This is a genomic window from Noviherbaspirillum galbum (assembly GCF_010974945.1).
Taxonomy (GTDB): domain Bacteria; phylum Pseudomonadota; class Gammaproteobacteria; order Burkholderiales; family Burkholderiaceae_D; genus Noviherbaspirillum; species Noviherbaspirillum galbum.
The window spans coordinates 179,955-201,682 of sequence record NZ_JAAIVB010000055.1 but is presented as its reverse complement, the minus strand read 5'-3'; the positions used below and the strand labels follow the sequence as shown (position 1 = coordinate 201,682).

Annotated in this window: 17 protein-coding genes; 8 read left to right on the top strand and 9 right to left on the bottom strand. The window is 63.7% G+C overall.

The features are described from left to right. Positions 1 to 49 precede the first annotated feature (49 nt). From G3574_RS17480 to G3574_RS17455, 6 genes are all read right to left on the bottom strand, one after another. Positions 50 to 940, bottom strand: coding sequence for a branched-chain amino acid ABC transporter permease (locus G3574_RS17480; protein WP_205609834.1), 891 nt, complete (start codon positions 938 to 940; stop codon positions 50 to 52). 166 nt (positions 941 to 1,106) lie between these two features. Further along, positions 1,107 to 2,351, bottom strand: a complete 1,245-nt coding sequence (locus G3574_RS17475; RefSeq protein ID WP_163965897.1) for a branched-chain amino acid ABC transporter substrate-binding protein — start codon at positions 2,349 to 2,351, stop codon at positions 1,107 to 1,109. Positions 2,352 to 2,666: 315 nt separating this feature from the next. After that, on the bottom strand, positions 2,667 to 3,911 hold the full coding sequence (locus G3574_RS17470) for a branched-chain amino acid ABC transporter substrate-binding protein (protein ID WP_163965952.1): 1,245 nt from the start codon (positions 3,909 to 3,911) through the stop codon (positions 2,667 to 2,669). 168 nt (positions 3,912 to 4,079) lie between these two features. Continuing rightward, positions 4,080 to 5,732, bottom strand: a complete 1,653-nt coding sequence (locus tag G3574_RS17465; protein ID WP_163965948.1) for a 3-(methylthio)propionyl-CoA ligase — start codon at positions 5,730 to 5,732, stop codon at positions 4,080 to 4,082. Between the two features lie 114 nt (positions 5,733 to 5,846). Next, positions 5,847 to 6,434, bottom strand: coding sequence for an HD domain-containing protein (locus G3574_RS17460; protein ID WP_163965895.1), 588 nt, complete (start codon positions 6,432 to 6,434; stop codon positions 5,847 to 5,849). A 112-nt stretch (positions 6,435 to 6,546) separates the two neighbouring features. After that, the gene (locus G3574_RS17455) at positions 6,547 to 7,323 is read right to left on the bottom strand and encodes a class II aldolase/adducin family protein (RefSeq protein WP_163965893.1); all 777 of its coding nucleotides are present in this window, start codon (positions 7,321 to 7,323) and stop codon (positions 6,547 to 6,549) included. Positions 7,324 to 7,445: 122 nt separating this feature from the next. Between G3574_RS17455 and G3574_RS17450 the strand changes: the two genes are divergently transcribed. Genes G3574_RS17450 through G3574_RS17425 form a run of 6 tightly spaced genes read left to right on the top strand, consistent with a single transcriptional unit; the run spans position 7,446 to position 11,964 of the window. Further along, positions 7,446 to 8,279 carry a Crp/Fnr family transcriptional regulator gene (locus G3574_RS17450; protein ID WP_163965891.1) on the top strand — a complete coding sequence of 278 codons (834 nt, stop codon included), beginning with the start codon at positions 7,446 to 7,448 and terminating at the stop codon, positions 8,277 to 8,279. Further along, positions 8,276 to 9,781 (top strand): protein adenylyltransferase SelO, encoded by a 1,506-nt coding sequence (locus G3574_RS17445; protein ID WP_163965888.1) that lies wholly within the window; start codon positions 8,276 to 8,278, stop codon positions 9,779 to 9,781. The genes G3574_RS17450 and G3574_RS17445 overlap by 4 nt, the downstream gene beginning before the upstream one ends. Further along, positions 9,778 to 10,185, top strand: coding sequence for a peptide-methionine (R)-S-oxide reductase MsrB (gene msrB, locus G3574_RS17440; protein WP_163965885.1), 408 nt, complete (start codon positions 9,778 to 9,780; stop codon positions 10,183 to 10,185). Before G3574_RS17445 ends, msrB begins: the two co-directional genes overlap by 4 nt. A gap of 41 nt (positions 10,186 to 10,226) precedes the next feature. After that, positions 10,227 to 10,847 (top strand): septation protein A, encoded by a 621-nt coding sequence (locus G3574_RS17435; protein WP_163965883.1) that lies wholly within the window; start codon positions 10,227 to 10,229, stop codon positions 10,845 to 10,847. Continuing rightward, a complete protein-coding gene (locus G3574_RS17430; protein WP_163965881.1) occupies positions 10,844 to 11,128 on the top strand; it encodes a BolA family protein in 285 nt (94 codons plus the stop codon). The genes G3574_RS17435 and G3574_RS17430 overlap by 4 nt, the downstream gene beginning before the upstream one ends. Positions 11,129 to 11,187: 59 nt before the next feature. Then, a complete protein-coding gene (locus G3574_RS17425) occupies positions 11,188 to 11,964 on the top strand; it encodes a peptidylprolyl isomerase (RefSeq protein ID WP_163965879.1) in 777 nt (258 codons plus the stop codon). Between the two features lie 595 nt (positions 11,965 to 12,559). Here G3574_RS17425 and purL read toward each other — a convergent pair. Both purL and G3574_RS17415 read right to left on the bottom strand, forming a co-directional pair. Continuing rightward, complete coding sequence (gene purL / locus G3574_RS17420; protein ID WP_163965877.1) at positions 12,560 to 16,579, bottom strand: phosphoribosylformylglycinamidine synthase; 4,020 nt, start codon at positions 16,577 to 16,579, stop codon at positions 12,560 to 12,562. Between the two features lie 241 nt (positions 16,580 to 16,820). Beyond that, a complete protein-coding gene (locus G3574_RS17415; protein ID WP_163965876.1) occupies positions 16,821 to 18,506 on the bottom strand; it encodes an ArnT family glycosyltransferase in 1,686 nt (561 codons plus the stop codon). A 181-nt stretch (positions 18,507 to 18,687) separates the two neighbouring features. Between G3574_RS17415 and G3574_RS17410 the strand changes: the two genes are divergently transcribed. After that, on the top strand, positions 18,688 to 20,004 hold the full coding sequence (locus G3574_RS17410) for an amidase (protein WP_163965874.1): 1,317 nt from the start codon (positions 18,688 to 18,690) through the stop codon (positions 20,002 to 20,004). A gap of 114 nt (positions 20,005 to 20,118) precedes the next feature. Here G3574_RS17410 and G3574_RS17405 read toward each other — a convergent pair whose 3' ends face one another. Beyond that, positions 20,119 to 20,577, bottom strand: a complete 459-nt coding sequence (locus G3574_RS17405) for a cache domain-containing protein (RefSeq protein ID WP_163965872.1) — start codon at positions 20,575 to 20,577, stop codon at positions 20,119 to 20,121. 332 nt (positions 20,578 to 20,909) lie between these two features. Between G3574_RS17405 and G3574_RS17400 the strand changes: the two genes are divergently transcribed. Beyond that, positions 20,910 to 21,617 carry a ParB-like protein gene (locus G3574_RS17400; RefSeq protein ID WP_163965870.1) on the top strand — a complete coding sequence of 236 codons (708 nt, stop codon included), beginning with the start codon at positions 20,910 to 20,912 and terminating at the stop codon, positions 21,615 to 21,617. The last annotated feature ends 111 nt before the right edge of the window (positions 21,618 to 21,728 follow it).

Sequence of the window (21,728 nt, the reverse complement as noted above, 5' to 3'; positions counted from 1 at the left end):
CGGGCTTGAAAGTGAGATTCTTGGAAGTCATGGCAGCGGAACGCATGGATCAGCCCTCCCGAGTGCCCATCAGACCGCGGGGGCGGAAGATGAGGATGAGGACGAGCATGAGGTAAGGCAGGATGGCTGCGACCTGGGAGACGGTGAGTTTCCAGACCGGGAAGCCGAAGGTTTCGGGGGTGATCTGCGCGCCCACCAGGGACACCAGGTCGACGAAGGAATAGTCGATGGCAACGGCGAAGGTCTGGACCACGCCGATGAGCAGCGAGGCGAGCAAGGCGCCGACCAGCGAGCCCATGCCGCCCACCACCACCACCACGAAGATGATGGAGCCCACGGTGGCGGCCATGCCGGGCTCGGTGACGAAGGCGTTGCCGCCGATCACGCCGGCCAGACCAGCCAGGGCACAGCCGCCGCCGAAGACGAGCATGAACACGCGCGGCACGTTGTGGCCCAGGGCCTCGACCATGTCGGGATGGGTCAGCGCGGCCTGGATGACCAGGCCGATGCGGGTGCGGGTGAGCAGCAGGTAGATCGACACGAGCATGAGGATGGCGATGAAAGCCATGAAGCCGCGGTACTTGGGGAACGTGGTGGAGAACAGGGTGAACAGCGGTCCGTCGAGTTCCGCGGGGATGGGGTAAGGCACGGCGGCGCGGCCAAAGACGAGCTGGACGAGTTCGACGATGACGTAGGACAGGCCGAAGGTGAACAGCAGCTCGGGCATGTGGCCGAACTTGTGGACGGTGCGCAGGCCGTAGCGCTCGATGCCGGCGCCGATGACGCCCACGACGAGGGGGGCGAGGAACAGGGCGGGCCAGAAGCCGAGCTTGGTGCTGATGGCATAGGCGAAATAGGCGCCGAGCATGTAGAAGCTGGCATGGGCGAAGTTAAGTACGCCCATCATGCTGAAGATCAGCGTCAGGCCCGAGGACAGCATGAACAGCAGCAAGCCGTAGCTTAATCCGTTCAGCAAAGTAATGACTGTAAACTCCACGCGTTACCTCTAGAAGTGGTTTTCTAAATTTCTTGTACGACCGTACTATTTTTCATCCGCAAAAAAGCGGCGTGCCGCCGGATGACGGCACGCCGCAAGGGATTACCGTTTAGCCAGGACGCTTCATCTGGCAGGACGTCGGCTGCGTCGCGACGAAGGTGTCAAGCTTGACGTCGGTCTTCCAGCCGTAGCCGGTGTTTTCCTGGTCGAACTTCACGTCCTTGCCGTTGACCTTCACCCAGGTCGCGATGTACAGCGGCTGCTGGAGCTGGTGGTCCGACTTGCGCATCTCGACGTCGCCGTTCAGGCTGGTGTCCTTCATGCCTTCCAGCGCCGACGCCACCTTGACCGGGTCGGTCGACTTGGCTTCCTTGAAGGCCTTGGACAGCATGTGGATGCCGGTGTAGGTCGCCATGGCGTAGTAGTCGTCGTTGTACTTCTTCTTGAAGCCTTCGACGATGTCCTTGCCGACGAACTTCTCGTTGTTGACGTTCCAGTAGCCGACATACTTCACGCGGTCCGCGCCGGCCGCGCCCATGGCCGTCGGCACGCCGGTGGTGCTGCCGTAATAGGTGTAGAAGTTGGCCTTGAGGTCGGCATCCTTCGCGGCCTTGATCAGCAGCGCCAGGTCGGCGCCCCAGTTGCCGGTGATGACGGTGTCCGCGCCCGAGGCCTTGATTTTCGCGACGTAGGGCGAGAAGTCCTTCACCTGGCCGATCGGGTGCAGGTCGTCGCCGACGATCTGGATGTCGGGACGCTTGCGCTTGAGGTAGTCTTTTGCCGCCCGCGTCACCTGGTGGCCGAAGGCATAGTTCTGACCGATGATGTAGACCTTCTTGATGCTCTGGTCTTTCGCCATGAAGGTCGTCATTGCCTCCATCTTCTGGTCGGAATTCGCGTCGAAGCGGAAATGCCAGAAGCTGCATTTGCTGTTGGTGAGGTCGGGATCGACGGCGGCGTAGTTGATGAACAGCACTTCCTTGCCGGGATTGCGTTCATTGTGCTTGTTGATGGCATCGACGAGCGCCAGCGCCACACCCGAGCCATTGCCCTGGATGATGTAGCGGTAACCCTGGTCGATCGCGGACTTGAGTTGGGTAAGGGACTCCTGCGGGCTGGCCTTGTTGTCGAAACCGACGATTTCAAAGGTATCGTTGCCCGCCCACTTCTGCTGGTTCGCCATCTCGGCGATGTATTGCCAGCTCTTGAGGAGGCCTTGACCCACTGGAGCGAAGGGACCGGACAGCGGATCGATGAAGGCCATCTTCACGGTTTCCGCTTGTGCCGCGCCATGCATGAGCATCGCCGCGGCAACCGATAACGAGAGAATCAGAGGTCTGCAGTAGGTAGCCATTTGTCTCTTCCTTATTGGTATGTTGTTCATACAGCATATCGGTGCTTCCACCCGATGTAAAGCCTTGCGGCCGGGGTGCCGGTCAGGACATTCGGAAAGTACTTAGCATAGCGATCTCCTTGAAAGAAACTTGCTGATGCCGGGACAAACCTGGTTGGAATGGTGACGCGGCGGCATCCTGCCTTGTGGGCGGTGCCGCCATGCTGCATGATGCCTGGCGCGCGCCGGGGCAGGCTTGGCTCCGGTGCGCGCGGGAAAGAGTGCCTTGCCGGCGCTATGCCGGCAAGGCCCTGACCCGTGTCAGGCTTGCCCGGTTCAGGACTTGGACGGACGCTTCATCTGGCAGGAGGTCGGCTGGGTCGCGACGTAGGTATCGACCTTCTCGTCCATGCGCCAGCCGTAGCCGGTGTTCTCGGCGTCGTACTTGACCTTCTTGCCGTCCACCTTGGTCCAGGTAGCGATGTACAGCGGCTGCTGCAACTGGTGGTCCTGGGCGCGCATTTCCACCTCGCCATTGATCGCCTTGTACTTCATGCCTTCCATGGCAAAGGCGACCTTGACCGGATCGACGGAGTTGGTTTCTTTGGCGGCCTTGGCGACGACGCCGATCAGGGTGTTGATGTCCTGCACGTAGAAGTCGTCGTTGTACTTCTTCTTGAAGGTGTCAACGTATTCCTTGCCGGAGAAGGTCTCGTTGTTCGGGATCCAGTAGGCAACCTGCTTCACCAGGCCTTCGGTGGCGCCGCCCATGGCGGTAGCCACGCCGGAGGTGCCGGCGTAGTAGGTGTAGAACTTGGCGGTCAGGCCTGCATCCTTGGCGGCCTTGACCAGCAGCGCCAGGTCGGCGCCCCAGTTGCCGGTCACCACGGAATCGGCGCCCGACGCCTTGATCTTGGCGATGTACGGTGCGAAGTCCTTGACCGTCGCGATCGGGTGCAGGTCGTCGCCGACGATCTGGATGTCAGGACGCTTGCGCTTCAGGTATTCCTTGGCGGCGCGGGTGACCTGGTGGCCGTGCGCATAGTTCTGGCCGATGATGTAGACCTTCTTGATGCTCTGGTCCTTCGCCATGTAGGAGGTCAGCGCCTCCATCTTCATGTCGGAGTTGGCATCGAAGCGGAAATGCCAGAAGCTGCACTTGCTGTTGGTGAGATCGGGGTCGATCGCGGAGTAGTTCAGGAAAACGATTTCCTTGCCCGGGTTGCGCTCGTTGTGCTTGTTGACCGCGTCGATCAGCGCCAGCGCCACGCCGGAGCCGTTGCCCTGGGCGATGTAGCGGTAGCCCTGGTCGATGACCGTCTTGAGCTGGTTCAGAGACTCCTGCGGGCTGCCCTTGCCGTCAAATGCATTAACTTCGAAGGTATGATTGCCGGCCCACTTCTGCTGGTTGGCCATCTCCGTGACCATGCGGAAGGTGTTCAGCTGGTTTTGCCCGATGGGGGCAAAGGCTCCCGACATCGTCTCGATCATCGCAATCTTGATCGTGTCGGCATGGGCAGCCGGTGCGGAAACGGCGGCGGCCACAGCCAATGCCATAACGAGGGGGCGCATCTTCTTCATCATCTGTCTCATCCTTAGTAGTTGGGGTCAATACACTTCATGTCCGATCGCGGCCCGGGGCCTTCGGCTTCTTCGAGTCGTCCCGCCTTCGCTCCCGCCACCCACTCCGGCGGGAAATGCCAGCGTAGGCAGTCGACTCTTGTTGAATGTTGATCATGCGCAATGAAATCACGCGGTGGGCAGTTTGTATTCCTTGAACTGCTCACGGATTTTATTCTTTAGCACCTTGCCGGTCGCGCCGATGGGCAAGGCATCGACGAAGGTGACGTCATCCGGCGTCCACCATTTCGCGATCTTGCCGTCGTAGTACTTGATCAGCTCTTCCTTGGTAACGTCTGCGCCCGGCTTTTTGACGACAACGAGCAGCGGTCTTTCATCCCATTTCGGATGGAATACGCCGATGCAGGCCGCCTGCTGGACCGCGGGATGCGCCATGGCAATGTTTTCGAGGTCGATCGAGCCGATCCACTCGCCGCCGGACTTGATGACGTCCTTGCTGCGGTCGGTGATCTGCATATAGCCGTCCGGCGAGATGGTCGCCACGTCCCCGGTCGGGAACCAGCCGTCCTGCAGCACTTCGCCGCCCTCGCCCTTGAAATAGCGCTCGATGATCCACGGTCCCTTGACCAGCAGGTTGCCGTAGGTCTCGCCATCCCAGGACAGTTCCTTGCCCTGGTCGTCGACGATCTTCATGTCCACGCCGAAGATGGCATGGCCCTGCTTTTCCAGGACCGCCTGCTTCTCGTCCTCGGGCAGCGACTGGTGATGGCTTTGCAGCGTGCAGGCGGTGCCCAGGGGGGACATTTCCGTCATGCCCCAGGCATGCACCACTTCAACGCCGTACTGGTGGCGGAAGGTCTTCATCATGGCCGGCGGGCAGGCCGAGCCGCCGATGACGGTGCGCTTGAAGGTGGAGAACGTGAGATTGTTCTGCGCGACGTAGGTGAGAAGGCCGAGCCAGACGGTCGGCACGCCCGCCGAGAAGGTCACCTTTTCCTGCTCGAACAGTTCGTAGACAGACTTGCCGTCGAGCGATGGGCCGGGAAACACCATCTTGGCGCCGGTCAGCGGCACGGAGTACGGCAGGCCCCAGGCATTGACGTGGAACATCGGCACCACCGGCAGTACCGCGTCGCGCGAGGACACGTTCAGGGCGTCCGGCATGGTGGAGGCATAGGAGTGCAGCAGCGTGGACCGGTGCGAGTAAAGCGCGCCCTTCGGGTTGCCCGTCGTGCCGGAGGTATAGCACAGGCTGGAGGCGGAATTCTCGTCGAATACCGGCCATTCATAGTCAGCGCTGTTGGCCTCGATCAGGTCTTCGTAGCACTGCAGGTTGGGAATCTTGGTCTCCGCCGGCATGCGGTCGCGGTCCGCCATCAGGATGAAGCCCTTCACCGTCTTGCAGTGCGCGGCGAAGGCTTCCACGAGCGGGATGAAGGTCAGGTCGAAGAAGAGGTACTGATCCTCGGCATGATTGACGATGTAGGCAATCTGCTCGGGATGCAGGCGCGGGTTGATGGTGTGCAGCACCGCGCCCGAGCCGGAAATGGCGTAGTACAGCTCGAGGTGGCGATAGCCGTTCCAGGCCAGCGTGCCGACCCGGTCGCCCATCTTCACCCCGAACTTCTGCAGGGCATTCGCCATCTTGCGCGAGCGCGTGTGGCAGTCGCGATAGGTGTAGCGATGGATATCGCCTTCGACACGGCGCGACACGATCTCGTTGTCGCCAAAGTAACGATCGGCGTGCTGGATGATGCTGGAGATGAGGAGTGGCTGGCTCATCATCTGGCCCATCAGTGGGCTCTTCGGGTAATTCGACATCATGTCTCCTGGGCGATCAGTTAGAGTCTTGCCACTAAATCAAAGAGACATGATTTTTGAACGACCGTACTAAAACCGTCAATGACTTTCGATGGTGCATTGCCGCATTGTCATCTACGCGACTTTTTCCTCCGTAACGGATCGGTAGATGCTGTTTTTCGGGCGCGCCATTACGCGGCGCAGCATCGGCTCGAAAAAGCTCAGCGGCAACGTGTCGTAATCGGGGTCGAATGCGGGGGCGTCGTACTTCTCGCAAAACTCGAGGGTACGGTCGTAGAGCGCCTGTCCGGCAAACTGGTCGCGCAGGTTCCTGTCCATTCCCAGGTGGTGGAAGAAGTAGTAGCCCTGGAAGACGCCGTGCTTCTCCACCATTTCCAGGTTTTCCGGGCTGACGAAGGGCTTGAGGATGGCGGCGGCGATGTCGGGATGGTTGAAGCTGCCCAGGGTATCGCCGATGTCGTGCAGCAAGGCGCAGATGACATATTCCTCGTCGCGGCCATCGCGATGCGCGCGGGTAGCCGTTTGCAGGCTGTGCGTCAGGCGGTCGACGGGGAAGCCGCCGCAATCGCCGTCGAGCAGGCGCAGGTGGGCCAGCACCCGGTCGGGCAGCGCGGCGGCGTAGGGGCGGAATTCGCCGGAAATGATTTTCCAGTCGTCGGCCGTGCTCTGCTGCATGTCGCGGAAAGTCGCTTTCGATTCCATGGTTTGTCTCCGTGAGGGTTGCGGCGCTTCGTGCGGGAAGCGCCGTCGTCTTGTCGTTCTTGGATTCTGCCCGGGGCTGCCCCGGGCCGTTTCGATGGGCCCGGGACGGACCTCAGGTGCGGAAGGACGGATCCTTGCGCTCGAGGCGGCGCAGCAGGCCGGGCCATGCCAGCATGCCGCCCTGCGCCTTGGTCACCTGCCTCGCCGCCTGCTGGGCGCCGCGCACGATGGTGTCGGGAATCATGGTCAGTTCGCCGCCGCCGGACTGGGCCCTGACCTGGATGGTGCAGGCTGCCTCGAACACGTACATGTTGACGAAGGCGTCAGCGATGGTCTTGCCCAGGGTCAGCAGGCCGTGGTTGCGCAGCATGAGATAAGTCTTTTCGCCGAGATCGGCCACCAGGCGCGGTTTCTCGTCCTCGTTCAGGGCAACGCCCTCGTAGCCGTGGTAGGCCAGGCTGGACAGCACGAAGATCGATTGCTGCGACACCGGCAGCACGCCCTCCTTCTGGGCCGATACCGCCACGCCGTTCAGGCTGTGGGTATGCAGCACGCATTGCGCGTCGTGGCGCACCGCGTGGATGGCCGAATGGATCGTGAAGCCGGCCGGGTTGACCGGGAACGGCGATTCCTCGACCTTGTTGCCCTGCAAGTCGATCTTGACCAGCGAGGACGCGGTGATTTCATCGAACATCATGCCGTACGGATTGATGAGGAACTGGTCCTCGGTGCCCGGCACGCGCGCGGTGATGTGGGTGAAGATCAGGTCGCTCCAGCCGAAGTCTGCCACCAGGCGGTAACAGGCGGCGAGGTCGACGCGGGTCTGCCATTCTTCGGGCGAGACCCGGTCCTGGAGGGAAGGAACGATGAGCTTTTCGGGGGCGTTCATATGGGGTCTCCTCTTCTCTGTCAGAATACGATGGTCCGTTGCCACGCGGCGCGTGGCGGCCGGCCTGAGCGCAGTATCAGGCTTTTGCGGCGCACAAAACTGTCAACTTCTTACCAATTGCCATGGTTCAATCCATCACCGGGCCTGCGGCGTCCCACGGACCGGACGGGCCTGCCGGGGCCGATGCTGCCGCGGGCCCAGCCGACGCGATCGACAAGCCGGCCCTGCTGCGCGCGAGCTGGCTGGAAGGCTTCGACGCCGCCGTGGTGCGCGATGCCGCCGCCTGCGGCACCCTGCGCCGCGTCTCGGATGGCGAACTGGTGCACGCGCGCGGCGCCGATGCCGACGGCTTCTATACCTTAGCACGCGGCTCGATCCGTTTCACCCGGACCACCGCCGATGGCCATGCCACCACCATCGCCATGCTCGACGCGCCCAACTGGTTCGGCGAAATCTCGCTGTTCGACGGCTTGCCCCGCACGCATGATGCGCATGCCGCCGGCGACGCCATGCTGCTGTTCCACGCCCGCACCGACTTCCATCGTCTCCTTGCGCGCCACCCGGCGATCTACGCCCGCTTCGCCCGCACCCTGTGCCTGCGGCTGCGCGCCACCTTCGACCTCGTCGAGGAGGCCGCGGTCGCGCCCCTGGCCCAGCGCCTTGCGCGCAGGCTGCTCGAACTGGCCCATATCCGGCCCTCGATCATGAATGTCACCACCACCGTCCGGGGACGCGACGTGCCGCTGACCCAGGAAGAGCTCGGCCACCTGCTCGGCATGTCGCGCCAGACCATCGCCAAGCAATTACGCCAGTGGGAACACGATGGCCTTGTGCAGGCACGATATGGCCGCATCTCCATCAAACAGCCTGGCGTATTGACCCGGCTCGCCTACCCTGACCGCCAGGGCTTGCGCGCTCCCCGGCAGGAGCCGCGCCCCAACGAGGATCTTCCATGAATGCCCCCGAACCGATCTTGCAGCCCGCCAGCGCGGAACAGCTTCCCCTCGGAAACGCCTTCGGCACCCTGCCTCCGGCGTTCTTTACGCGGCTGCAACCCACGCCCATGCCCTCGCCCTACCTGGTCGGCGCCAGCGCCTCGGCCGCGGCGAGCATCGGGCTCGATCCCGGGGATTTCCAGCGCCAGGACACCGTAGAAGCCTTTGCCGGCAACCGCATCCTGCCCGGCTCCGAGCCGCTGGCGGCGGTGTATTCCGGCCACCAGTTCGGCGTCTGGGCCGGCCAGCTCGGCGACGGCCGGGCCATCCTGCTGGGCGACGTGCCGGCACGTGCCCCCTCGCCTACCGGCCGCACCGAACTCCAGCTCAAGGGTGCCGGTCTGACACCCTATTCCCGCATGGGCGATGGCCGCGCCGTGCTGCGCTCGTCCATCCGCGAGTTCCTCTGTTCCGAAGCCATGCATGCCCTCGGCATTCCGACCTCGCGCGCGCTGTGCGTGGTGGGCAGCGACATGCTGGTGATGCGCGAAACCCCGGAAACCGCTGCGGTGGCGACCCGCATGGCACCCTCCTTCGTGCGCTTCGGTTCCTTCGAGCACTGGTTCTACAACGAGCGGCAAGATGAACTCCGCCTGCTGGCCGACCACGTGATCGAACGTTTCTATCCCGAACTGCGCGCATCGGACAATCCCGTCGAGGCCCTGCTGCGGGAGGTCACGCGTCGCACGGCCGAACTGATGGCGCAATGGCAGGCTGTCGGCTTCATGCATGGCGTGATGAACACAGACAACATGTCGATCCTCGGCCTGACCATCGATTACGGCCCCTTCGGCTTCATGGAAGCCTTCGATGCGCGCCACATTTGCAATCACAGCGACCACCAGGGACGCTACGCCTATCACATGCAGCCCAAGATCGGCCAGTGGAACTGCTTTGCCCTCGGCCAAGCCCTGTTGCCGCTGATCGGCGACGTCGACACCACTCAGGCAGCCCTGGCCAATTATGGAGAGGTCTACCAGGAGAGGTTCGACGCGCTGCTGCATGCCAAGCTCGGCCTTGCTTCCGTCGAGGAAGACGACGGCAAGCTGATCGACGCCCTGTTCGCGCTGCTGCAGGCCAACCATCCCGACTACACGCTGTTCTTCCGGCGCCTCGGCGAGCTCAGGCTGGACGACCCCGGCGCAGACGAACCGCTGCGCGATATGTTCATCGACCGGCCCGCGTTCGACGCCTGGGCGGGACAATACCGGGAGCGGCTGCGGCGGGAAGCGAGCGAAGACGGCTCCCGGCGCGCGCGCATGCATGCCGTGAACCCCAAGTACGTTCTGCGCAACTATCTTGCGCAAGTCGCCATTGAGAAAGCGCAAGATAAAGACTTTTCCGAAGTTGCACGATTGCTTTCCGTCCTGGAAAAGCCGTTCGACGAACAACCGGAAAACGAACACTATGCCAACCTGCCGCCCGACTGGGCGAGCTCACTCGAGGTAAGCTGCTCATCATGACAAGCAATGCAAAAGACAAGGTGGTCAAGACCGACGCCGAATGGCGCGCCACGCTGGACCCCATGGAATACCAGGTCACCCGGCACGCCGCCACCGAGCGCGCCTTCACCGGCCGCTACTGGGACCACCACGAACACGGGATCTATACCTGCGTGTGCTGCGGCACGCCGCTGTTCGAGTCGGATGCCAAGTTCGAGTCCGGCTGCGGCTGGCCGAGCTATTTCCGCCCGCTTGATCCGGAGAATGTTTCCGAGCGCGTGGATCGGAGTCATGGCATGATACGCACCGAAATTCTGTGCAACGTGTGCGACGCGCATCTCGGCCATGTGTTTCCGGACGGCCCGCCGCCCACCGGGCTGCGCTACTGCATCAATTCCGCCGCCTTGCGCTTCGATCCCAGGTAACCGGGCAACCACGTACGGCCTAGTAGAAAGAGTCACCCCCGATGAAGTTCTTGTTCGACCTGTTCCCCGTCATCCTGTTCTTTGCCATGTTCAAGTGGGGAGAAGGCCACCCGGAAAGCGCGCAGGCGATGGCGCAGCACTACCTGGGCGGACTGGTTGCCGGCGGGCAGGCATCGGCGGCCCAGGCGCCCATCATGCTGGCCACCGCGCTGGCGATCCTCGCCACGGTGGCGCAAATCGGCTACCTGCTGCTGCGCAAGCGCAAGGTCGACACGATGTTGTGGGTCTCGCTGATCATCATCACCCTCTTCGGCGGCGCTACCATCTACTTCCACAACGACACCTTCATCAAGTGGAAGCCCACCGTCCTCTACTGGTGCTTCGGCGGGGCCCTGGTGGTCGCGCAGATGCTGCTCAACAAGAACCTCATCCGCATGATGATGGAATCGCAGATCAGCCTTCCCGATGCAGTGTGGCAACGGCTCAGCCTGGCATGGGCGGCGTTCTTCGGCGTAATGGGCCTGGTCAATCTGTACGTCGCCTACAATTTCTCGACCGCGGCATGGGTGAACTTCAAGCTGTTCGGCTTCACCGGACTCATGTTCGCCTTTATCATCGCGCAGAGCGTGCTGCTGTCGAAATACATCAAGGACTCACGATGAACGATCGCCTGCAGCGCATCCGCAGCCGGCTGGAAGAAGCGCTTGCTCCACTGGAAATCCGGCTCGACGACGAGTCGCATTTGCATGCTGGCCATGCCGGCGCCGCCTCCGGCGCTGGCCACTACCGCGTCCACCTCGTTTCCGCGCAGTTCGAAGGCCGCAACCGGCTGGCGCGTCACAGGCTGGTGTATGATTGCCTGCAAGACATGATGCAAACCGATATCCACGCCCTCACCATCAACGCCTTCGCTCCGTCCGAATTGTCCAAAGACTCACGCTGATTTGGGCATCGGGCGCGAAACCGTTTTACAATCACTCTTTTTCGCCAACAGGAAAAAACATGACATTGAAACCCGCACGCTTGTTGATCTTGCTCGTCGCTGCAGCCGCACTGCCCGCGATGGCGCAAAACCTCGCCGTCGTCAACGGCAAGCCTGTGCCCTCTTCCCGCGCTGACGCAATGATCAAGCAACTCGCGGCGCAGGGTCAGCAGGACTCGCCGCAGTTGCGCCAGATGGTCAAGGAAGAACTCATCAACCGCGAAATCCTGATCCAGGAAGCCGACAAGCTCGGCCTGACCAACTCTCCCGAAGTCAAGAACCAGGTCGAATTCGCCCGCCAGTCCATCGCCATCCGCGCTCTCGTTCAGGACTTCCTGAAAAAGAACCCGGTCAGCGACGCCGAAATCAAGGCCGAGTACGACAAGTTCAAGTCCCAGGCCGGCGACAAGGAATACCACGCACGTCACATCCTGGTCGAAAAGGAAGACGACGCGAAGGCAATCATCGCCAAGCTGAAGGGCGGCGCGAAGTTCGAAGAACTCGCCAAGCAGTCCAAGGACCCGGGCTCCGCAGCCAACGGCGGCGACCTCGACTGGGCCTCTCCTGCCTCCTTCGTCAAGCCTTTCTCCGACGCGATGACTTCGCTGCAAAAGGGCCAGATCACGGAAACCCCGGTCAAGACGCAATACGGCTATCACGTCATCAAGCTGGAAGACGTCCGCGCCGCGAAGATTCCGACGCTGGAAGAAGTCAAGCCGCAGATCGCCGATTCGCTGCAGCAGAAGAAGCTGCAGGCTTTCCAGGAAAGCCTGCGCACCAAGGCGAAGATCCAGTAATCATTGGTTCAAGGCTGATTGAAAAGCGCTCCGAGGAGCGCTTTTTTCTTGGGCGGGTGGTTTTTCTGGGCGGTGCTGGGTTGTGCCGAGTGAGGGTGGATTGCCCGGTGGCGATTGGCTCCGGACGGCCGGAATGGGATCCTTGCCTTTGCGGGGATGACAGAGGTAGATGGAAATGACCGAGGCAGTCGCGCTGCAACGAGCACGATGCCGAAGGCGAGCCTGCGATGTCCCTTCTGACGTCGCCGAAAGGGAGGGCGGCCGAGCGGAAAAAGAAGCGTGGCTGTCTGAGGCGAAGCCGAGTTTCCACGCTTCCCGCTTGGCTGTCCGCCCTTTCGGGTACCCCGCAGGGGCGACGGCAGCAGGGTCGCCTTTCTTTGGTTTCTTTCTTTGGCGAGAGAAAGAAAGAAATTGGCCCGCCGGGGCCAGTCCCGGCACCGCCCCACGGAGTGGAAACCCCAACCGGTTCACCGAAGAGAAACCCAAAACCGCAATGCAATTCCCGACTTCACCGGAATGACGGAGCACTGCGGAAATCACGCAAGCCCGCGGCGGCCGGGAATCTACCCGTGAACGCCGCAAGCAATCATGTCCCTCACCCCACCCACTTCCTGGCATTCCTGAACATCCGCATCCAGGGCGAAAACTCCACCCACTCATCCGGATGCCAGGACAGCGTCGCGGAACGGAACACTCGCTCCGCGTGCGGCATGAGCACCGAGAACCGTCCATCCGGCGTGGTCACCGAGGTGATGCCCTGCGGCGATCCGTTCGGATTGTAGGGATAAGCCTCGGTGGCCTTCCCGTTGTTGTCGATCCAGCGCATCGCAACGAGCGCTTCCTTGATGCCGCCGGTCTGCGAGAAGTCGGCGAAGCCCTCGCCGTGCGCCACCGCGATCGGCGCCTGCGTTCCGGCCATGTCGGCAAAGAAGATCGACGGCGAATTCATGACCTCGACCATGGCGAAGCGGGCCTCGAACTGCTCGGACTTGTTGCGGGTGAACTTCGGCCAGGCATGTGCGCCAGGGATGATGGACTTCAGGTTGCTCATCATCTGGCAGCCATTGCAGATGCCGAGGGCGAAGGTATCGCCGCGGTTGAAGAAGGTGGCGAACTGTTCGGCGAGGCGGGCATTGAACAGGATGGTCTTGGCCCAGCCTTCTCCCGCGCCCAGCACGTCACCGTAGGAGAAGCCGCCCACCGCGATGAAGCCCTTGAAGTCGTCCAGACGGGCACGTCCCGCGATCAGGTCGCTCATGTGCACGTCCACCGCGGCAAAGCCCGACTTGTGCATCACGTAGGCCGTTTCGACATGGGAGTTCACGCCCTGCTCGCGCAGGATGGCGACGCGCGGACGCGCGCCGGTGGCGATGTATGGACCGGCCACGTCTTCCTGCAAATCGAAGGTGACCACCGGCGTCATGCCCGGGTCGGCGGTATCGAGCAGCCGCTCGTATTCCGCGTCGGCGCAGGCCGGATTGTCGCGCAGGCGGGCGATGCGCCAACTGGTTTCGCTCCAGAGGCGGTGCAGTTCCGAGCGCGGCTGGTTGTAGATCACCTTGGCGTCGCGCAGGAATTCGATCGCGCCGCGGTCGTTGGGCTTGCCGATGATGTGGCTGCAGGCGCCGAGGTTGTAGGAGCGCAGGACGTTCATCACGTCCGACTTCTGGTCGGCGCGCACCTGGATCACCGCGCCGAGTTCCTCGCTGAACAAAGCCTTGAGCGTCATCTCGTTGCGGCGCTCGGATACCTGGGTCGCCCAGTTCTTGGAGTCGCCCCAGTCGGAAGCATGTTCGCCTTCCATTGCCAGGATGTCGAGGCTGACCGAGACGCCGCAGCGGCCGGCGAAGGCCATCTCGCAGAGCGTGGCGAAGAGGCCGCCGTCGGAGCGGTCGTGGTAGGCCAGCAGCTTGTGCTCGCGGTTGAGTTGCTGGATCGCGTTGAAGAAGGCCTTCAGGTCGGCCGGATCGTCGACGTCCGGCGCCGCATTGCCGACTTGCTGCATGACCTGGGCCAGCGCCGAGGCGCCGAGGCGGTTCTTGCCGCGTCCGAGGTCGATCAGGATCAGCGCCGTCTCGCCGCGGTCCATGCGCAGCTGCGGCGTGAGCGTGGCGCGCACGTCCGGAACGGACGCGAAGGCGGATACGATGAGCGACACCGGCGCGGTGACCGACTTGCCGCCCTCGGCGTCCTGCCAGGTGGTGCGCATGGACAGCGAATCCTTGCCCACCGGGATGCTGATGCCCAGCGCCGGGCACAGCTCCATGCCGACGGCCTTGACGGTATCGAACAGCGCGGCATCCTCGCCCGGCTGGCCGCAGGCCGCCATCCAGTTGGCCGACAGCTTGACGTCGGACAGGTCTGCAATCTGCGCCGCGGCGATGTTAGTGATGGCCTCGCCTACCGCCATGCGTCCGGAAGCGGGGGCATCGATTACCGCCAATGGCGTGCGTTCGCCCATGGACATCGCTTCGCCGCGGTAGCCTTCGAAGCTCATCGCGGTGACGGCGCAATCCGCCACCGGCACCTGCCACGGGCCGACCATCTGGTCGCGCACGGTCATCGCGCCGACGCTGCGGTCGCCGATGGTGATGAGGAAGGATTTGTCACCCACCGTCGGCAGGCGCAGCACGCGCTGGGCCGCCTCGACGAGATCGATGCCGGTCAGGTCCACCGGCGGCAGCTCGCGCGCCACGCGGCTGACGTCGCGGTGCATCTTGGGCGGCTTGCCCAGCAGGACGTCCATCGGCATGTCGACCGGATAGTTGTCGTGCGCGGGATCGACCACCTTGAGCTGGCGCTCCTCGGTCGCCACGCCGACGACCGCAAAGGGCGCGCGCTCGCGTTCGCAGAGATAGCGAAACAGCTCCAGCGAGGACGGCGCGATCGCCATCACGTAGCGCTCCTGCGACTCGTTGCTCCAGATTTCCTTGGGCGCCATGCCGCTCTCTTCCAGCGGCACCTTGCGCAGGTCAAACACCGCGCCGCGGCGGGCGTCGTTGGTCAGCTCGGGGAAGGCATTCGAGAGGCCGCCCGCGCCGACGTCATGGATGGAAAGGATGGGGTTGTCGTCGCCCATTGCCCAGCAGGCATTGATGACTTCCTGCGCGCGCCGCTCCATCTCGGGGTTGCCGCGCTGGACAGAGTCGAAATCGAGGTCGGCGGTATTGGTGCCGGTCGCCATCGAAGAAGCGGCGCCGCCGCCCATGCCGATGCGCATGCCGGGGCCGCCGAGCTGCACCAGCAGGCTGCCCACCGGCAGGTCGTTCTTCTTCGTGTGCTTGTCGGAGATGTTGCCCATGCCGCCGGCGATCATGATGGGCTTGTGGTAGCCGCGCACCATGCCGCCGACATTCTGTTCATAGGTCCGGAAATAGCCGCCGAGATTGGGCCGTCCGAATTCGTTGTTGAACGCCGCGCCGCCGATGGGGCCGTCGATCATGATCTGCAGCGGCGAGGCGATGCGCTCCGGCTTGCCATAGATGCCGGCCTGCGCGCGGGGATCGCGCTGCGCGGGCGGCTGGGCGGCGTCGCGGGCATTCTCCCAGGGCTGGACCGCGTGGGTGATCATGAGGTTGGACACGGTGAAGCCGGTCAGGCCGGCCTTCGGCTTCGCGCCGCGTCCGGTCGCGCCCTCGTCGCGGATTTCGCCGCCGGCCCCGGTGGACGCGCCGGGGAAAGGCGAGATCGCGGTCGGGTGGTTGTGGGTTTCCACCTTCATCAGGATGTGGGTCAGCTCGTCCGACGCCTCGTAGACGTTGCCCGCCATCGCGCCCCGCGGGTAGAAGCGCGAGACTTCCGCACCTTCGATGACGGAAGAGTTGTCCGAGTAGGCGACGATCGTGCCGCCGGGATGAAGCTCGTGGGTGTTCTTGATCATCTGGAACAGCGAGCGGTCCTGGCGATCGCCGTCGATGGTCCAGTCTGCGTTGAAGATCTTGTGCCGGCAATGCTCGCTGTTGGCCTGCGCGAACATCATGAGTTCGACGTCGGTGGGATTGCGCCGGGACTGGGTGAAGGCATTCAGCAGGTAATCGATCTCGTCCTCGGACAGCGCCAGGCCAAGTTCGGCATTGGCGTGCGTCAGCGCCTCGCGCCCTCCCGCCAGCACGTCGATGGACTCCAGCGGCTTGGCCTCCAGTTCGCGGAACAGGCCGGCGGCTTCCCGCGCGTCGCGCAGCACGGTTTCGATCATGCGGTCATGCAGCAGCGCCGCGACCGCCGGTACCGCCGCCTCGGGCAGTTTCTTCGCGCCGCCGAGAAGACCGGATTTCATCTGCACCCGGTAGGCCACGCCGCGCTCGAGGCGCTTGATCTGCGCCATGCCGCAGTTATGCGCGATGTCGGTCGCCTTGCTGGCCCAGGGGGAAATTGTGCCGAAGCGCGGGATGACGACGAAGCTGTCCCCGTCTTCCGACCCGGTGAACGGTTCGCCGTAGGTCAGCAAGGCGTCCAGGCGGCCGACATCGTCCTGGCTGGGCTGCGCGGCGGCATCGATGAAGTGGAGGAAGCGCCCAGTGACGCCGACGATGTTCGGCTCGACGGCTTGCAACTGGGACAGGAGACGCTGGGTACGGAAGGCGGACAGGGCATTGGAGCCCGGCAGGATCAACATGGCGAGGACAGGATTTGAAGGGACGGCGGCTTGCTTCGTCGGCCGTCCGGGTTAAAGCGGGTGAATGCCGAAAGCGAGATTATACCCGGAGCGGGATGCTGGCAGGCTGGCAATGGCTTGACGGGTGGGCAAGATTCTTGTGATTCAGGATGGTATCGCGCTGTCATTCGCACCACCCTCTATCACGCCCGCGCAGGCGGGGATCCCATTTCGGTGGCCCGGAGAAGCGCACCATGCCCCATCAGTTAAAGAACACCAGCGTCTCCCCCACCCGCTGCCGCTTCGCGAAACCGGAACCGAGCGCCGCCTCGAAATCCGCAAGCTGGCGCTGCATCACCACGACCGCCACGCCGCCCGGATCGCGCGCCGCCTGCTGGGCGAAGCGGTCGGCCGAAAGCGTGATGGCATTGCCGGGCCGCAGCCTGTCGCCCCAGAACAGATCGTTGCTGCGGGGATCGACCACCGGCAAGGGCTGCTTCAGGTAGAACGGCAGCGAGGAAAGCTCCTCGAAATTCCGGTACAGAAAAACCTGGCGCTGGGGCAGTGTTTCCTGGATGAAGGCGGCAACCTGCCGCGTCGAGATGTAGGGGCCCATGGCATCGAGGGCCGCGATGAGCGACACGCCGCACCACATCGACACCGCAAGGTAGGCCAGGATGCCGACGCGCGGCGAGCGCCAGGCCACGATGGCCGCGCCGACCGCGAGCACGGCCATCACCAGGAAAAACAGCAGCGCGAAATGCAACTGGTGCATGCCCATGATGCTCAGCGAACGGTCGTCGGACAGGCCGCGCTTCATCAGCACGGCCATGAGGATGAGGGCCAGTCCCGCCATGACCAGGCCGGGCAGCATGGCGCCGCGCCGGGCCAGCCAGCCTTTTTCTTCCAGCTTCACCGCGAGATGCATGGCGGCGAACGGCATGACCGCGACGAGGTAATAATTCGCCTTGGCGCTGGAGACCGAGAAGAACAACAGGGGCATCAGCCAGGCCAGGAACAGGAAGCGGTTCAGGCCGGCACCGGCGGCATTGCCCGGAGTGCGTTCCCTCATCATCCCGAGAATCAGGAAGGACCAAGGAAAGAGATAGATCGCCATGCGCGGCAGGTAGTACCACCACGCGCCGGAGTAATAGTCATGCGGCTCCCGCTGGCCGAGGAAGCGCAGGACGTGCTCGTTCACGAAGTAGAACCACGCGAACACCGGCTCGGTCTTGCTGGCAACGACATGCCATGGGGCAGCCACCGCGAGGAAGGCCAGCAGGGCGCCGGGCTCGAACCACATCAGCAGCCCGCGCAGGAAGGCCAGCGGCGACTTGCTCGTGCCTGCCTGCCAGGCCACGACGACGAGGCCGAAGAGCACCAGCGCGACCAGGCCCTTGGCCAGCACCGCAAGCGCGAGGAAAACGTAGGCCAGCCGCAGCGACGCGGCGCGCCCGTGGTGCAGCGCCTTCCAGGCAAGCATCAGGCTGGCGGTCAGCATGGCGGTGAGGAGCATGTCGAACATGAGCACGTGCGACATCGCCATCACCCCGAGGCCGGAGATGAACATCAGCGCCGCCAGCCGGCCGGCCTGTTCATGCCCCGCCGCCCGCCCGAAGGCGAGCAGCATGCCGACGCAGGACAGCGCGGAGGCCGCCGGCACCAGGCGCGCCACCCATTCCGCCTGGCCGAAGACAGAGAAGCAGATGGCGGTCAGCCAGTAGAGCAGCGGCGGCTTCTCCATGTAGGGCAGGCCGTCCAGGTGCGGAATGACCCACTGCCGCCAGTCGCCGGACGCCAGCATTTCGCGCGGAATCTCGGCGTACAAGCCTTCGTTGTTGTCGAGGATGTCGAACCCGCCCAGTCCGCCGAGGGCCGCGGCCACGGCGACGAGCCAGACCAGCCAGAGCGGGATCAGCAAATTTGCGGCTTGCGGGCGGTTCGTCATGATCGGTCCCGGCCCCGATGTGATATTGTTTTTCAAGTTCAAGTTACCTGGCGTCATTGGGGCGTGCCCGGCCTGGAAAACAGTCATTCAACCGCCGTTCTCTTGCCAGCGCGACGTCATCCGTTCACAATCCCCAGGCAGCCAGGATCGCCCGGTGACAATAAAAGACCACGATTTTCGCATGAACCCTCTCATTTCCAAATCCATCCCCTCCCTGTCACGCTATTCGCGCCACGCGCTGGTGGAAGTCGCGCTCGAGGAAGCAAGCCGCTTCCCGTCGGTCTTCACCCGGCTCTACCCGGAGGCCGCGCTGGCCGCGGGCGAGCATGCCGACGCGATGCGCGCGGCGGGCGTGGAAGTGTCGCCGCTCGCCGGCCTCCCGGTGTCCATCAAGGACCTGCTCGACGTCGCCGGCGAGACCACCCTCGCCGGTTCCATCGCCTTGCGCTACCGCCCCGCGGCGAAAACGGACGCGCCGGTCGTGACGCGACTGCGCACCTCGGGCGCGGCGATCATGGGCAAGACCAACATGACGGAATTCGCCTATTCGGGCGTGGGTTTGAACCCACACCTCGGCACGCCGGCCAACCCGGCCGATCCGGAGGTGCCACGCATTCCCGGCGGCTCGTCCTCGGGCGCGGCGGTATCGGTCGCCACCGGACTGTGCGTGGCCGCGATCGGCTCGGATACCGGCGGCTCGATCCGCATTCCGGCCGCGCTCTGCGGCGTGGTCGGGTTCAAGCCCACCGCCAGGCGCGTTCCGGCCGCGGGGACCATTCCGCTCTCCTCCACCCTCGACACCGTGTGTGCCATCACCCGCTCGGTGGACGACTGCATCCTGGTCGACAGCATCATCGCGGACCATCCGCTCGTCATTCCCGAGCTGCCGCTTGCCGGCGTCCGGCTTGCCGTGCCGCAGACGGTGATGCTCGACGGCCTCGATGCGCATGTGTCGCGCGCATTCGCGGCCGTCCTGACCCGACTGTCCGAAGCTGGCGCGAAGATCATCGAATCGCCCTTCAGCCTGCTGGCGGAAGCGGACAGCCTCAATGGCTTCGCCGCGCCGGAAGCCTACGCCTGGCACCGCAAGCTCCTGGCGGAGCGCGGCGGAGAATACGACAGCCGCGTCGCCAGGCGCATTCTCAAGGGCGAGCATGTGAGCGCGGCGGACTACATCGACATGCACCTCCAGCGGCGCGACTGGATCTCTCGCATGGAAGACGCGCTCGGCCCCTTCGACTCGCTCATCATGCCGACGGTCCCGATGGTCGCGCCGCCGATCGCCGAACTGGCAGCTTCCGATGACGCGTTCTTCCGCGCCAACACGCTGTTGCTGCGCAATACCCATCCGATCAACCTGCTGGATGGCTGCGCGGTGTCCCTGCCCTGCCATGAAGCCGGCACGTTGCCGGTGGGCCTGATGGTTGCCGGGCCGTCGATGGCGGACCGCAAGGTGCTGGCCGTGGCGCGCGCCATCGAGAAGGTGCTTCAGCAGTAACCGGCAGCGCCGTCCCCGGACGTCAAAAAGGGCGTGCGACCTTGCGGTCCACGCCCTTTCTCTTTTCGCCCCGCCATGCGGCGAACCGCGATGGCGGGCAATGCGCCTTCTGACTTACTTGTAAACGCCCGCGCCGACGATCAGGTTGTCGACCTTCTCGACATAGCTGGACTTTTGCTCGACCGCCTTGGTGACCGGGTTGGGCCACTTGTAATCGACCCATCCCTTGCCCTTGGCGCTTGCGGTGTCGACGAAGCCCTTGATGATGAACTTGCCGTCGGCATCGCGCATGTCGATCAGGTTCTTGCCGACCATCTTCGGGTTGTTGCCATGCGAGACGTTGTTGCCGTTCATGTCGTACACGAAGATGTACAGGTCGCGGTCATGGAAGCTGGCGTTCCCCGTATCCGCGAAGTCGCTGAATGCCTTTTCGTTGCCGACCGACTTCATGTGCGCGACGGCTTTCTTCACCATCGCCATCGCTTCGTCGGCGGTGCCCCGTTCCGCTGCGACCGCGTTTGCGCAAAATGCTACTCCCAAGGCTGCCGCACCGATCCATTGCATGAATTTCATGAGTCATCTCCCTGTCGTATCGTTGTAGAAATCTCTCCGGTCGGCGGGCCGCGTGGTGTCATCTGGTCCATCTTTGCCTGCCAACCGGTGCCAGTATCGAGTGATGCCATCCTGCGGACAAGCGTGGCACTACTTAGCCCGTCCTCAGCAGGATTACGTAGCCGCCTGAACGCCGGCGACGATACGCAACGTCATGCCCGATACCGTCCCGACACTGTAATTCTTGCTTTAAAGAAAGCAAGCTGCGATGCAACAGAAGTTTCCTTTTCCCCACACCGCCGGGCCGGCTATCGTATGATGACGCCTTCCCCTACGAACCCTGCATCATCGCCATGCGCCTTTTCCGCCTGATTCCCTGTTTCCTGCTTGCTTCGCTCTCGCTGCTGCTGACGCCCGCCGGCGCGCACGCGGCGACTCCTTGCAGCGCCGCGACGCCGGTGGACGGGGTGTGCGAGATCAGGATCGCCGACCTGCACCCGACCCAGCCGAATGTCGGGCTCATCCAGGTGGAGGAACGAGCCGCGCGCATGAAGACGGGGCTCGACGGCGCCAAGCTCACGGCGTCCCGGCCCCTGCCCGTGGTGCAAGGCCCGGACCACGGCTTCTACCTGACGGACGGCCATCACTTCGTCAGCACCCTGCTTCGTGTCAAGGCTTCCACCGTGACCGCCCGCGTCATCGGCCGCATTGGCGACAAGGCAAACTTCTGGCGGCAGATGCAAGACCGCCATTGGGTTTATCTTTTCGACGCCACAGGCCGCCCGATCAAGCCGTCGGCCCTGCCCCGGCGCATGGACGGGCTCGGCGACGATCCCTATCGCTCGCTCGCCGGCTACGCGCAAAGCGCCGGTTACTTCGGCCGCAGTGACGTCTATTTCGCGGAGTTCTTCTGGGCGCGCTACTTCGGTCAGCATATGGACTGGCGCAAGGTGGACCGCATGAACCTGCTGTCCTCGCTGCAAATGGCTGAACGCCTCGCCTGCGCCCCCGAAGCGCGCAAGCTGCCCGGGTATGCCGGGCCGTGCAGGAACGCCAACTGATTCAAGCCGAACGGATGTTTGCCCCGGACAAGAACTCGCGCCCCGCCGCATGGTCTACCGTTCCGGTCGGCAAGCCGGGCCGTGCCTCCCGACCGGCCGATCCAGGCAACG